This window comes from Bifidobacterium tibiigranuli (assembly GCF_022655035.1).
Taxonomy (GTDB): Bacteria; Actinomycetota; Actinomycetes; order Actinomycetales; family Bifidobacteriaceae; genus Bifidobacterium; species Bifidobacterium tibiigranuli_A.
In genome coordinates, this window is the sequence record NZ_JALCUA010000013.1 from 1 (window position 1) to 14157 (window position 14157).

Here is a 14157-nt window from a genome sequence, read left to right on the forward strand (position 1 = left end):
GGGTCGAGCAGCTGGAAGAAGGCGAAACGCGGCCGTTCATGCGTCAGCGCATGCTTGGCCCGCGACGAGGTGAACTCCCACGAGAACGCTATCTGCCGCCCGATGCGGGCGAGCAGCATCTGCAGGTCGTCGATGGACCGTGCAGCGCGCTCGTCCTCGGGCAGCGTCGGATCGGCCAAGCCCAAGGTCTGCGCGACATCCGGCTGGTATCGGGTGAGCATGAGGTTCGTGTCCTTGGCGGCCGCGAGATGAATGCAGTCGCGCACATCGAGCAGCCGCTCGACCGCATCATCGTAGTTTCCATGCGGCCGGTCGGCCAGCCAGGATGCCGCCAGCGCGGAAATGATCACCGTGTCGCGCAGACCGCCGCGCGACTCCTTGATGTCGGGCTGGTTGAGGTAGGCCATGCGGCCGAAGCCGTCGAGTCTGGACTGCGCGGATTCCAGCAGCTCGGGCAAGCGCTTGCGGGCGGCTTTGCGCCAACGCTCGAGAATCGAGCCGGCAGTAGACGTAATCAGCTCGGCATCGCCTGCTATCGGCTTGACATCGAGCCAGCCCACGGCGGCCGGCAGATCGTGATCGGTCACGCCTTCGCACTGCTGGCGCGTGCGCACCGAGTGATCGAGGTCGAGGCCGCTGTCCCACAAGGGGTACCAGAGCGCGTCGGCAAGCGCATTGAGCTGGGAATCGTTCAGCGCACGCGGCTCGTAGATCAGCACCAGATCCACATCGGAGCACGGCCCCATCTGCCCGCGAGCCAGCGAGCCGACGGCCGCCAAGCCCACGCCGCGCTCGGGAAGCGCGAAGGGCAGCGCGCCCGTCGCCTCATCCCATAGCTGCCCTATGGCCGACATGGCCAGCGCGGTTCGCGCCGCCCGCTTGCTCGCCCCGTCACGATATACGCCGTCATCATCGGGCCGGCTCAACTCCATGAACCGCGCTCCCAGACCATCAACCGCCGATGCCAAGAAATTCCCCTTACGTTGTATGCGTTATATGCCTATGCCGGCACCTCTGCCAGCCATGCCAATTCAGCTGCGTCTCCAGCAAACCGTGTCTCCAGCAAACCGCGCAGCCAACAGGCCAGATGCCCAGCAGCAATAAATTCGGGGACGACCCATGACAATGGATCGTCCCCGAATCGCTTACTTACTGATAATTACTGATTGCAATCAGCCCAAATCGTCAGATCGCGGCCGAACCGGTCTCCCCGGTGCGCACGCGCGACACCGAGTCGAGCGGAGCAACCCAGACCTTGCCATCGCCTATGGTGCCGGTTCCGGCAGCCTTGACGATGACAGAGACCAAGGTATCCGCATCGGCGTCGTCGGACAGGACCTCGACGCGAATCTTCGGAATCAGATCGACGGTGTATTCAGCGCCGCGATAGACCTCGGTGTGTCCGCGCTGACGGCCGTAGCCGTTGGCCTCGGAAACCGTGATGCCATGCACGCCGGCGGCTGCAAGAGCCTCCTTGACGTCGTCGAGCTTATGAGGCTGGATAATAGCGGTGATCAGCTTCATGTCACTTCACCTCCTTGAGGATCGAGCTGGCAGTGCCAGCGAAATCGTAGGCCGTTTCGCCCTGGTCGGACAAATCGACGCCTGCGACCTCCTGGGCCTCGGTGACGCGCCAGCCGACCGTCTTCTCAAGCGCGAAGGCGATGATGGCGGTCATAACGCCCGAGAACAGTATAGCAATTGCCGCGATGCAGATCTGGACCACGAGCTGCCTCCAGTTGCCGCCTGCGAACAGGCCGGTGCCCGAGCCGAAGAAGCCGATGAGGACGGTGCCGGTGACACCACCGACGCCGTGCACGCCGACGACATCGAGCGAATCATCGTAGCCGAGCATGAACTTCAGGTTGCATGCCAGGCAGGTGAGCACGCCGGCGATTGCGCCAAGGACCATGGCCCACAGCGGCGAAACCACATCGGCGGCAGGGGTGATGGCGACCAAGCCCGCGACCATGCCGGAGGCGGCACCAAGAGCGGTGTAATGTCCGGTGCGGATCCGCTCGGTGAAGCCCCAGAACAGCATGGCGGCTGCCGTGGCTGCCGTAGTGCTGACCCATGCGTAGCCTGCGGTGCCGTTCGCTCCGAAGGCCGAGCCGGCATTGAAGCCGAACCAGCCGAACCACAGCAGGAAAGCGCCGAGCATCACGAAGGGCACGTTATGAGGCTTGATCGGCTGCTTGCCGAAGCCCTTGCGCTTGCCGATAATCAGCACGATCACCAAAGCCGCGACTGCCGCATTGATATGCACAACGGTGCCGCCTGCGAAATCGTGGGCCGAAGCACCGATCGCCTGGGAGATGGCACCCGTGGGAGACAGCAGGCCGCCGTTCCACACCATATGCGCCATCGGCGCGTAATCAAAGGTAATCCACAGCGCCACGAAGATCATCCAGGTGCTGTACTTGATGCGCTCGGCCAAAGCGCCGCTGATCAGCGCCACCGTGATCATCGCGAAGGTGGTCTGGAAGGCCACATCGATGCTCACCGGGTAGTGGTTGGCATTGTTGGTTGCAGCAGTGAAGACGCCGTGGTCAGAGACCATCGAATCCTTCAGCAGGAAACCAGTGGCGGGATCGCCGAAGATGCCGCCGATATCCTTGCCTGCATATGCAATCGACCAGCCCCAGAACGTCCATACAATGGCAGTGACCGCCAAAGCGCCGGCGGACAGCATCAGCATGTTCAGAACCGCCTTGGCTCTCACCATGCCGCCATAGAAGAACGCCACGGCGGGCGTCATGAGCAACACGAAAGACGCGGATGTCAACATCCACGCAGCATTTCCTGAATCCATTGTCTACCTCCCTCTCTCATATTGATTATGGAGCGCCACGACCGGTCAAAGCCGTGCGCTGCCGTATTCGTTATGCAGCTCCTCATAGCGAGAAACCTACAACTGATATCGAACGCCACTCCGATTTTCGTCAGGTTACGCAAGGTTACGAGCATGTTACGTCCATCCTCCATCGCACCCTGATTCTGACTCTAGTCGCACAGGCATAACGCGGGCTCGGAGCACCCTGACACCATGCGCCACAATGCGCCGAAACCGTGGCGCTTTGCGATTGTTCTGCGCGTGTCGAATGCGCATCCGGCCCGGCTGTGAGCTGCGTCTCACTGCACGCCAGCCGCATGGCCGCCGTAACATGGCGTTTACAAAAGTCCTTCCGCGGCCACGCACAGCTGCCGGCGGGCGTGCCGCGCTTCGCGGCGAGGATGAACTGGGCTGGACTGGCTGGGCTGAGTTGAGCTGGTTTGTGCGAGACGGGTTTGGCTGGTCTAGCTTGGTTGAGTCGGCTGGATTTGGTAGTCGAGCTTAGTCAGCATATAACCAAACAAACCAGTCAGTCAGCCTGCTCAGGCCAGAATGCCGTCGACGAAGGCCGCCGCATCGAAGGGCGCGAGATCGTCCGGGCCCTCGCCCAAACCCACGAGCTTAACCGGCACGCCGAGCTCCTTCTGCACGGCGACAACGATGCCGCCCTTGGCCGAGCCGTCGAGCTTGGAGAGCACCACGCCGGTGATGCCAATCGCCTCGGCGAAGACCTTGGCCTGCGCCATGCCATTCTGGCCAGTGGTGGCGTCGAGCACGAGCAGCACCTCGTCGACAGGCAGGACCTTTTCCGCGACGCGGCGGATCTTGCCCAGCTCGTTCATGAGATTCGCCTTGTTCTGCAGGCGGCCGGCCGTATCGATGATGAGCACGTCGGCGTTGGCGTCCTTGGCCTGCTGCGCCGCATCGAAGGCGACCGAGGCCGGATCGGCCCCGTCCTTGTCGGAGCGCACGACGCTCACGCCGACCTTGGCGCCCCAGGTTTCAAGCTGATCGGCAGCAGCCGCGCGGAAGGTATCGGCCGCGCCCATGACCACCTTCTTGTCCTCGGCGACGAACAGCCGCGCGAGCTTGCCCGCGGTGGTGGTCTTGCCGGTGCCGTTGACGCCGACCATGATGATGACGCTGGGCTGCGGGGATTCGGGTTGGGCGGCGTCGGGATTGGCTGTGTCCGAGCTGGCTGCGTTCTTATCAGCGTTCAGCCGCCGATCGGTGTCCGTGCCCACCAAGTCGAGCAGCTTGGAGCGCAGCGCATCGCGCACCTGCGCGGGATCGCTGGCACCGGTGACGCGGGCATCGTTGCGCAGCTCCTCGACCAGCTGCGCGCTGGCGTCGGCACCTACATCGGCGAGCAGCAGCGTGTCCTCGACATCCTCCCAATCCGTCTCGGAGAGATGGTCCTTGGCCAGAATGTTGAACAGCGCACGACCGAAGGGATTCGAGCTTTTCGCAAGCTTCGCCTTGAGCCGAACAATGCGCGAACCGGCGGATTCCGGCGTTTCCACGGGCCGCTCGGCGGGCGTGGGACTTGCTGATTGCGCTGTGGGGCTGACTGCGGACTCTGTTGTTGCCTGCTGGGGAGCCGATGCGGCGGGTGCAGCAGATGCAGGCGGTTGAGCGCCGGCGGACTGGGCGGTCTGCTGCTTCGAAGCCTCGGAAGAGGACTGCACGGTGGCAGGCGCAGCGGCTTCGGGCTGCTGCGCTGAGCGTGTACGCGATGGGGAATCGTCGTGCGCGCCCGTTGCACGACGCTTGTGCGAACGGTCGACGAGCACGGCGGCGACCACAGCCGCAATCACCAAGGCCACGAGTACGACGATGCCGATAATCATTGTGGTATCCATACCAATAGCCTATGGTTTTCAACGGACAGGCCACCGCCGCCCAAGCAATCAAGCAATCAAGCAATCCAAAGCCTATCGGCGCTACTCAACGTCGCTTTATGACCGCTAACTCGACCCTAACGGTAAAAATGTCACGTTATATGTCTCTCAAACGTAGCATTTCCTACGTTAGGGTCGAGTTAGCGGTCATAAGGCGACGCAAACGGCCCGGTATCTCCAATCTTCGCCGGGTGTGGGAGACTGGAGACATGGCCAATGCTTCCAGAATGACGTCGTATCAGCGCCGCGAACAGCTGCTGATGATCGGGCGATCCCTGTTCGCCGCAAAGGGCTTCGAGGCGGTGAGCGTCGAGGAGATCGCGGCGAGCGCCAAAGTGAGCAAACCCATCGTCTATGAGCATTTCGGCGGCAAGGAAGGGCTGTACGCAGTGGTGGTGGATCGCGAGATGCGCGCCCTGAATGATGCCCTCACCAAGGCGCTGGCCGATCCGCAGCAGCATCCGCGCCAGCTCGTGGAGCGCACGGCGCTGGCCCTGCTGACGTATATCGAGGAGAATACCGAGGGGTTCCAGGTACTGGTGCGCGATTCGCCGAGCACCGATCCAGCCGGGTCGTTCAACTCGCTGCTGGGCGATGTGAGTATGCGCGTCGAGGAGATTCTCGACGAATCGTTCAAAAACCAGCATCTGCCTGCCAAAGGCGTGCCCTACTACGCGCAGATGCTCGTAGGCATGACCGTGTTCACCGGGCAATACTGGGCCAACCAACGCAAGATAGGCAAGGAGCAGCTCGCCGCGCACATCGTGAATCTGGCGTGGTATGGCCTCTCCCGGCTTGAGGCAAAGCCCGAACTGCGCTTCGAGGGCGACAAGGCCAGAAAGGCGCTGCAGCGGCGCAAGGCTAAGCAAGCCAAGGAAGCAGCCCGCCATGCCAAAGAGCCGAAGAGCGATGTCAGGACCGACGCCGCTCCCGAGCACGGCGACGATGCCGATTCGAATGCCGAACCTGCGACCAGTGCCACAACAAGTACCACACCCAGCGCCGCAACCAGCACGGCACCCACCCAATCCGGCCGCGATGCTGCATTTGGCTCCGATTCCACGTTCGACTCCGACCCCGGCGCTACGTCCGGTTTCGGTGCCGGCACCGAAACCGATGCGAACGCTCCTGAAGCCGCGATTCAGGAATCAGATTCAATCTGATTCAATCTGATTTCGTGTGAGCCGCCAGGAATTTCATCGGACTCGATGCCGGACTCAATGCTGCGCCCGTGCCCGAATCCGAATCCGGCCGCAGCCGGTCTCCCCTCACCTATCAGACAACGAGAAGGAGTTGTTCATCAGGTTGCTTGAGGTGAACAGGACCTGGGTCAGCAGCGCGTTCGTCCGCTGACGCAGGTGGCTGGCCATGGTCTCGTTGGCCTGTTCGAGCATATCGGGGATGCTGTCGATGCCTTCCTTCTTGGCTGCCGTATCGGTATCGGCTACAAGCCTGTGCCCATAAGCCAATATATCCTCGCGGAAATGCTCGAGATCCGCGCTGTTGCTGAGGAAATGCGGGTCGGCGATGGCTGCGATGATGCGGTTCGTCCAGTACAGCGCATCGGTCGTCACTTCGCCGCTCGTGCAGGCCAGATACTCCGGTGTCGCGCGTACGTTGGTATAGAACGGCGCGACCGAAGTGAAGGGATTCGAGCCGAACGCCAGCCACATCACCGCGCGATTGGCCTCGGACTCGTAGGGTCGCAGCTGCAGCACGGCGAGATGGCCGTTGCGATTGATGCCGATCGGGCGGTAGCGGTGGCGCGATTCCTCGGTGCCCTGCGTGCCATACACGTCATAGGGCGTGTCCTCGTAATGCGAGCTCATGATGAAATCGATGTCCTCGATCGTCACCTTGTTCTCGGGCACACGGCACCACGGGATGTCCTCCGAGATCGGCGTGAGCGGCGCGGCGGGCGAATCCCAGTCCTCGCTGGGGTTGAGGGTGCGCTGCATGTACCAGGCGCGCGGCGTGTTGTAGATATGGTCCTTCGGCGTGGCGGTGCCGAACAGCTTGCGCGGATTCAAGTGCCTGACGTGCTCGGGGCTCTCGTCCATGCTGCGGTCGAGGTGATTGGCCGCGATGAATTCGCGCATATCCGCGCTGCACATGTGATTGTCCTGCGCGCCCAGCGCGTCGTCCAGATCGAAGTCGTCGATGCCGAGCTGGTTGGGAATCGTGGCGTAGCAGTCGTCGGGCACGCGCCGAGCGATCCAGTGGTGGCCGCCGATCGTCTCGACATACCACACCTCGTCCACGTCGCTGATGCCAACGCCGTTGACCTCGTAGGTGCCATGCTGCCCAAGCAGCGCGCCGAGCCGCTGCACCGCCTCGCGCGCCGAATGCACATACGGCAGCACGAGCGTGATGAAATCCTCCTCGCCGATGCCGCCCGGCTGCTCCGGCACGTAATCGGTCGACTGCGGGTCATCGCCGCCTTGCGCCGGCTTGAGCGCCACCATCGGGTCCGCGCCAAGCACGCGCTCGTTGACGGCCAGGGTCTCGGTCGCGGTCATGGCCACGTTGCGCTCGCTGATGCCGGCCTCGGCGAGAATGCCGCGATTGGGCAGTGCGTTGGGCGCGATCGAGTAGCGGCAGGGATTATCAGGCAGCTCGATGCTCACGTGGCTCAGCGTGCTGCGGTAATGGCGCGGCTGGTCCTCGGAATTCACCGCCACGAAGCGCTTGGGATCGAATTTGCCGTGGCCGGTGTCATCGTCGCGCGCGATGATCGTCGACCCGTCGTAGGTTGCTGATTTGCCGATGAGAATAGTTGTGCAAGGCATGGGCACTACTCTATGAGAGCCTCGGACGAAACGCCATGAGCGTTTATATGGCATTGCTCACGTCGTAAGCCACCTGTGGCCGAACGCGCCTGAATCCCAGAGTCTTACGCTAATTCCGACGCCTCGACGCGACCATCTGCAATGGCCTGCTTGTATGCCTCGTAGTCTTTGCCCATCTGGTCGGCGTAATCCAAAGACCACGCGCCCACCGCACGGTCGAAGACATCCGACTTCCCCAGATACCCAGCGATCCAATAGCATGCGGGGCTCTGCGCGTGCGCCCGGGCCAGCAGTATGGCGCAGGTGCGAGCGTAGCGGGCAAGCATCGACCCGCCGATGGTATCCACATCGACGCTGCCTTTCATGTCGCGGAACTGGCGCACGTAATAGTCGCGATCCTCGAAGCTGAGCCAGCCCAGGAAATTGTCGGACACGCTCTGCAGCACCTGCTGGCAGGCGACGACGCGGCGGCCTTGGGAATATGCATCGCTCAGCACGCTTTTCGCAGACATCGTCGGCGAGAGCGCGGCGGCCAAATCCCCGCTTTCGCCAGCGGCATCCAGCGGCTTGGCCTTCGGTGCGCGCAAAGTCTGGGCGCGAGTGATGACCGATTCCTGCGCTTCTTTGATCTGCAGCACGATCGGGAGTCCGTCGGGCCCTTCCAACGCGACCACATAGCAGCGCGTCCCCACGCTGCCCACGCCGACGACGCGCAGCGCGATGTCGACCGGTCTGGTGTTGGCTACCAGCAGGGCGATATCGGGCCTGGCACTCGACAAGTACTGCGTGGTCAGCTCGTTCACGGCATACTGATCCGCGGATCGCAAGTGCTGCAGCACCGGAGGCTCCTCGCGGAACCGACGCCAGCCATCAGGACCCGTGACCATGAGCTTTTGGACAGCCTGCTCCGAAGTGCGCCGACGAGCCTTCTCCGTGACGCGCGTGAGCTCCTGGCGGCTGCGCCCATTCAGACTGTCGATGAGCATGTCATCGCGCACGGAAAGATAGTATCGATCGACCATCGGCATCTCCGCGAAGTCCTTCATCGCCCGCCGATACTCGCCCACGGCCTTGGTCGCCACCCGTTCGGCGGCCTTGCGATCGTTATCATGCGCCAGGGAAGCCATGGCAACGCTCGCGGCCATGCGCTTGACATCCCACTCCCACGGCCCCGGCGCCGACTCATCGAAGTCATTGAGGTCGAACATGAGATTGCGTTCCGGCGACGCATAGAAGCCGAAATTGCCGATATGCGCATCGCCGCAGATGATGACATTCACCCCGGTATCGGCCTGGCCGGCCAGATCGTAGGCCATGAGACCGGCCGTGCCCCGATAGAAGCGGAAGGGGCTGACCCCCATCCGGGCATGGCGCAGCGGCACCAGCGAGGCGAGCCGTGACTCGTCCTGCGCGGTAATCAGATCCACCGGGTCGCGGCCGTCAATCGAGCAATCCCGCGCCGCGCTCCTGGGCAGGCTCTTGCGGGCCTGACGCCCTAGTTCTTCCTGCTTCTCGACGGAATGAAGCCCCACCGGAGGCACTGCGATTTGTCTGTACATGCGTTTTAGGGTAGCACTGGCGACTGTGCGGCCGTGTGCCGATGGCCGGGAAAATACTATGGAACGCGCCGCAAGTGCAGCGCGTCACTCTGGTGCTAACACTTCATCGTGCGACAACTCGTAGTTTCGTCACGCGAACAGGGCTGTTTCCGTGACGAAACTACGAGAACTGCCACACAATTCCTGCACGCTGCCAATGAACGACAAACATATGGTGGGCTTAATGGGATTCGGACCCACGACCTTCCGCTCCGGAGGCGGACGCTCTATCCACTGAGCTACAAGCCCTCAGCACCCCACTACTCTACACGCACTCCCGACTTTACGCGCCAGAACGATGTATTTACGGCCATGCTGTCTTTACGACTAGACTGTGCGTATGGGAACTGTGATGGACAACGCGCTGAACGACTTCGAATACGAGCGGCGCTTCTTCTGCCGCGAGATGCCGCCCGAGCTGGACGACGGCGACGCGCCGGCGCTGATCGTGCAAAGCTATTACGTGCATGCCGACAACTATGCGTTGCGCGTGCGGTTGGTCAGCCATGCGGTTCGCGTCGACATGGCTGTGAGCACCGATCCGCTTAGCGTGCTAAGCACCTATCGCGACAAATTTTCCGAGGCCTATGTCACGGTCAAGGGGCCGTCGGTGGGCGGCACGCGCTACGAGGCGGAGCGCGAGATCGACGCGCATATCGCCGCCGAACTGATCAGTCGCGGGGGTGAGCCGATTATCAAGAACCGCTTCTCCGCATGGATTGGCGAGGACGGGTGGAGCATCGACGTGTTCGGAGGCGCCAACGCGCCGCTTATCGTGGCGGAAGCGGAACGCAGCGGCCCGGTCACCAATCTCGTCATCCCGAATTTCTGCGTCACGGAAATCACCGATCAGCCGCGATTCTCCAACGATGGACTCGCCGCCCACCCCTTCGGCACCTGGCGCGCCGAATTCGAGCAGGAGCTCGCAACGCAGGGCCCGCACTTCGAGCAGTTCTTCGGCAGGAACCGCATGCAGTGACATCGCATACATTGCGTAGTGCCTACGGCCCTACGACGGCGCTGCTGCCAATCAGGGCAAACAAGCTCCGCGCAACCGTCACAACCCCCGCATTATCGAGACATCAGTGCGGGCGTTGTAATGTTTCAACGCCAAATACCATCACAACCCCCGCATTAACTCGACCTTTATGCGGAGGTTGTGACGTATGGCAGCGGTTATACGGCGCAAATCCCGCACAAGGGTCAGGTTAGTGCGGGAACCGTGACGTTTGAGAACAAGCGATGGGCGCAACACCCAAAAGATGATGCAGCACAATCTGGTTCATAACGCCCATCAACGCCCATCAACGTAGCCTTATGACCGCTAACTCGTGTCTAGCGTACAAAAGGCGACGCAAAAGACCCAATTAACGTTGCATTTTGTACGCTAGGGTCGCGATAGCGGTCATACGGCTACGCGGACCCCGGCATACGGCTACGCGCAACCGCCTCAACACCTACCAGCATCAATGCATCAGTACATCAGAGTCGCAAGGCGGCGACGTGCGCGCGAAAGGCGTGGATCGGCGGACTCGGGGATCGCGAAGTACTCGAGCAGGCGCTGGCGCACCGGTTCGATCTGGTCGCGGTGCCCGGACGCAAGGTAATCCAGCAGTCGCCCGAAGGCATCGTCGATCTGCCCGCCGATCATATCGATATCGGCCACGGCAAGCTGCGCGTCAACGTCGTCTGGGGCCGCAGCGGCCTGCGCCCGCACCTGCCGCACATTGCTCTTCGCCGAACGAGCCAGCAGCAGTGCCTTCGAACGCTCGCGCGCGGCCAGCTCGTCATGAGGGTCCGCTTCCACCAGCTTCGCATAGGCGGCGGCAGCGCCTTCGTAGTCGCCATTCTGCGCGAGCAGATGTGCTTGCGCATGCTCGGGCGGAATCTGCGGCACCTCGGATTCAGCCTCGGATGCCTCGCCCGCCGCATCCCCATCATCGGGAATATCGGCGTACGGCGCAGTGCCCGTCACGCCGGACTGTTGGGCCAGCTGCACCAGCTGCGGAATGACCTCGTTGCACACCTGCCGAAGCTCGTCGCCCTGCGGCAAGCCTTGCAGAATCGGCATAGGACGGCCCGAAACCAAGCCGAACAGCGCGGGAGCCCCCTGCACCTGCAGCGCCTGGGCGATCGAAGGATTCGATGCGACGTCGATGCGGGAGAGCTGAATCTGCCCATTCATCGCGTTCACGGTCTCGCCCAGCGTCCGCGCCAGCTCGAACATCCGGCTGTCGGTGGGCGTCCACAGCAGCAGCACGATGGGGAAGGTCGAGGAGGTCTGCACCATCGCCTGGAAGGTGTTCTCGCTCGTATCGACGACGTAGCCTCCCGCCTTGGGCGCACCCCCGGCCTGTCCCGGCTCGGCCTCGGCCTGATGCTTCAGCGACTCAAGGTCGACCGCCCCCGCGAGCGACATCCCCGGATTGTACTGCTGTTGACCCGCCATCATGCCTCCAAAGTGTAGCGAATAGGAGCAAACTCAACTCCACACCAATCTAGCGTGCGCCTGCGCCAGCCGCCGGCGCTTGCGTCTGACAGCGCAACCCATGCGCAGGGACCCACGCCGCGTGCCATTGCACGCCACGCACCACAGTGCGCCAGTCCACGCCAAAAATCTACAGCGCCTCGACCTTAATCGGCTGGCGTTCGGCCCCGACCGCGGTGATCTTCTGATGCGCCTTGGCCGGCGGCACATAGAGCGCGACCACGTTCACATACGTTACCTTGAGCGTGCTGGTGGGCTTTGCAGCGCCGAACAGCGCCTTCTCGTCGTCATTCGCCGGCAGGGACTCGCGGCCCTGACCGGTCTGGCGGGTCCATTCGGAGTCGATGCGCGCGACCACCAGATCGCCGCCGTCGCTGGATCGCATGACGCTTATCTGGTCGGGCGCCGCGTTGAAGATCTGCCGCTGCGTGCCATTGTTGCGCTGCATGCCCTCCTGCACGGTCTGGGTCAGCTGCGTCAAGGACTGCCGGAAGTAATCGTCGGCGAAGTCGCCGGCGTATCTGCTTCCCGAACCGTTCTGCAGCAGGTCGGCATAGCGGTTGACGGCGTCCTGCGGCTTGGCGAGCAACCCCGGGTCATCAGCCTGGCCGAGCTGCGCGCCGATGTCGGGCACCGCGAACTTCGGCAGCTTGGCCCCTTGGAACAGCCTGGCCATGCCCCACAGCTGGTAGTTGCTCCGAGCGCTGTCCTGCCTGAGCACCAGCAGACGCTTGGATTGCTGATCCTGCGTCGTGGTCGTGATCGTGTACACCTCGCGCGGCCAGCCCGAATCGGTCGGGATGACCGTCTGCGTCATGTCCTTGGGGATCGTGGCGAACTTATCGAGCCCGCCAGTGGCTTTGGCGACCGTGAGCTGGCTGGTGCGCACGTCGAGCTCAGGGCCCGAGAGCCGCTGGGGCAGAAGGTCGACATTCTTCGCCGCATCCGCGTCATCAATCACCTTGAGAGTCGCAAGCCGTATCTTCTTCTCCTGCGCCGTGCTCATATCCGGAGTCGCGCTCGAACTTGCGGACGGCTGCACCGCCGGCACCTGTCCCTCGCACGCGGCAAGGCCCGTAAGCATTCCCACGGAGAGCACCACGGCAATCAGTTTCATGGAACGCGCCTTCATGACCGCTCTCCTTCCTCGTCGTTCTCGCCATCTTCGCCATCTTCGCCATCTTCGGCGTCTTTGCCCGATGCGCCTGACTCATGCGATTCATGCGCATGCGTATTGTCAACATCATCGGCATCGCCAGTATCGTCAGCAGCTGGTTGCACCGGCGTGTCTCCCGGCTGCTCCACAGCGTCTCCTACCTGTTCGGCGACAGCCTCAACATCCTCATCGTCGGAACCCAAATCAATCGAGGTGGCGTCGTCGTTGCCGGCCGCGCCCTGAGGCTGGTCGGGCGCTGCGATCTCCTGCGACAGCCGCGCGAAGTACTCCTGCAGCTCGTCCGGGGTGATGACGGAAGTCGCCTCGCCGGAATCCGCGAAGCCTTCGCCGCCGGCTGAAACGGACGCCTCGGGTGCCGCTCCCTGCTGATCGGCGACCATATTGCGCGAGGTCGGGTCGATAATCGCTGGCCCCTGCTTCGTCGACTGCGCCGCGCTCTGATCCTGAGCCTTGGCACCCTCCTGAGAGCCTGCCCCGTGGGCAGCGTGTCGACGGCGCTTCCCGCCGCCGGACTTGGGCTTGATGCGCACTGCGGTAGTCAGCCCGCGCAGGCTGCCGGTCAGTGCCTCGCCGATGGCGACCTCTTCGCTGGAACGCACCGGCTCGCTGGATATCATGCGCTTGCGTCGCTTGCGCGCCGGCATCGCGAAGACCGAGGCCGACAGCACCATCATCACCACCAGCAGCCCGCCCACGAAGTACAGCGGCGTCGCGAAATCAGGAAGCGTCTGTCGGGTCCATTGCATGGAGACCGTGGCCTTGGCGGAATCCTCGCCCAAGTCGACCAGTGCTATCGAGTTGGCGTCCTTTTGCCCGATGTCCAGCGTGACGCTCGCATTGCCGCAGTGCGCAGCACTCCACATGTCGGAATCCTGGAAGGCGACCTCATTGCCGCCGGAGCTTGGCGTGCCCTGCACCTTGGCCTGCTGCGTGGCCAGCGTCGTCCAATCGTTCAGCCCGCTGATGCGCGTGTAGGCGTTGCCCGCGACCCATCCCGCCACGTCCTTGGCGCTCCCCAGCGCCGCGCAGACGGTTGCGTCGGCGTTCTTGGCGTCGACTTTCAGACGTGCCTGCGAGTCCACCAGCTGCAGCACGCCGGGGTCGGTCACGAGGTATCGCGTATTGGAAACCGTCGCCTTGGCCGTGATCTGAGAGCTGGGCTTCCAGATCGTGGCGTTCAAATATCCCATCACGATGCTTGCCACGGCAAGCAGTCCGAGTATGGGCGCGACGACTCCGCGCATGATTATGGCGTGTTTGGAGGGCCGTTTCACGCCCGACGGCTCTTCGCGCTTATTCTGTGCAGATGTCATAACAGTACTATTCTACAGGCCCCGGCATAATAGCGCGCGAAAGCTGAGAAATCAGGGT

11 protein-coding genes and 1 tRNA gene are annotated in these 14157 nt (G+C 62.8%); 2 read left to right on the plus strand and 10 right to left on the minus strand.

The genetic code is table 11. The annotated features are described in order from the left end of the window. The 4 genes from LKK40_RS09670 to ftsY all read right to left on the minus strand — a co-directional run. A partial coding sequence (locus LKK40_RS09670; protein ID WP_304310393.1) for a nucleotidyltransferase domain-containing protein occupies positions 1–968 on the minus strand: 968 nt, incomplete at its 3' end. A gap of 217 nt (positions 969–1185) precedes the next feature. Further along, positions 1186–1524 carry a P-II family nitrogen regulator gene (locus LKK40_RS09675; RefSeq protein ID WP_024463231.1) on the minus strand — a complete coding sequence of 113 codons (339 nt, stop codon included), beginning with the start codon at positions 1522–1524 and terminating at the stop codon, positions 1186–1188. A gap of 1 nt (position 1525) precedes the next feature. Next, positions 1526–2812, minus strand: coding sequence for an ammonium transporter (locus LKK40_RS09680; RefSeq protein ID WP_273220529.1), 1287 nt, complete (start codon positions 2810–2812; stop codon positions 1526–1528). A 563-nt stretch (positions 2813–3375) separates the two neighbouring features. Further along, the gene (gene ftsY / locus LKK40_RS09685) at positions 3376–4695 is read right to left on the minus strand and encodes a signal recognition particle-docking protein FtsY (protein WP_304310394.1); all 1320 of its coding nucleotides are present in this window, start codon (positions 4693–4695) and stop codon (positions 3376–3378) included. A 266-nt stretch (positions 4696–4961) separates the two neighbouring features. On the opposite strand from ftsY, the gene LKK40_RS09690 reads away from it, so the two are divergent. Then, positions 4962–5897 carry a TetR/AcrR family transcriptional regulator gene (locus LKK40_RS09690; RefSeq protein WP_304310395.1) on the plus strand — a complete coding sequence of 312 codons (936 nt, stop codon included), beginning with the start codon at positions 4962–4964 and terminating at the stop codon, positions 5895–5897. 105 nt (positions 5898–6002) lie between these two features. On the opposite strand, the gene LKK40_RS09695 is transcribed toward LKK40_RS09690, so the two are convergent. The 3 genes from LKK40_RS09695 to LKK40_RS09705 form a co-directional block, all read right to left on the minus strand. Next, positions 6003–7523 (minus strand): C69 family dipeptidase, encoded by a 1521-nt coding sequence (locus tag LKK40_RS09695; protein WP_304310396.1) that lies wholly within the window; start codon positions 7521–7523, stop codon positions 6003–6005. Between the two features lie 104 nt (positions 7524–7627). Next, complete coding sequence (locus LKK40_RS09700; protein ID WP_304310397.1) at positions 7628–9082, minus strand: DUF2252 domain-containing protein; 1455 nt, start codon at positions 9080–9082, stop codon at positions 7628–7630. Between the two features lie 212 nt (positions 9083–9294). Next, positions 9295–9370, minus strand: a tRNA-Arg gene (locus LKK40_RS09705). 103 nt (positions 9371–9473) lie between these two features. Here LKK40_RS09705 and LKK40_RS09710 point away from each other — a divergent pair. Next, on the plus strand, positions 9474–10100 hold the full coding sequence (locus LKK40_RS09710; protein ID WP_304310419.1) for a hypothetical protein: 627 nt from the start codon (positions 9474–9476) through the stop codon (positions 10098–10100). 495 nt (positions 10101–10595) lie between these two features. Here LKK40_RS09710 and LKK40_RS09715 read toward each other — a convergent pair whose 3' ends face one another. The 3 genes from LKK40_RS09715 to LKK40_RS09725 form a co-directional block, all read right to left on the minus strand. Further along, a complete protein-coding gene (locus tag LKK40_RS09715; protein ID WP_304310420.1) occupies positions 10596–11570 on the minus strand; it encodes a tetratricopeptide repeat protein in 975 nt (324 codons plus the stop codon). A 169-nt stretch (positions 11571–11739) separates the two neighbouring features. Beyond that, the gene (locus LKK40_RS09720; protein ID WP_304310398.1) at positions 11740–12741 is read right to left on the minus strand and encodes a hypothetical protein; all 1002 of its coding nucleotides are present in this window, start codon (positions 12739–12741) and stop codon (positions 11740–11742) included. Continuing rightward, positions 12738–14099, minus strand: coding sequence for a hypothetical protein (locus LKK40_RS09725; RefSeq protein WP_304310399.1), 1362 nt, complete (start codon positions 14097–14099; stop codon positions 12738–12740). The genes LKK40_RS09720 and LKK40_RS09725 overlap by 4 nt, the downstream gene beginning before the upstream one ends. Between the last annotated feature and the right edge of the window lie 58 nt (positions 14100–14157).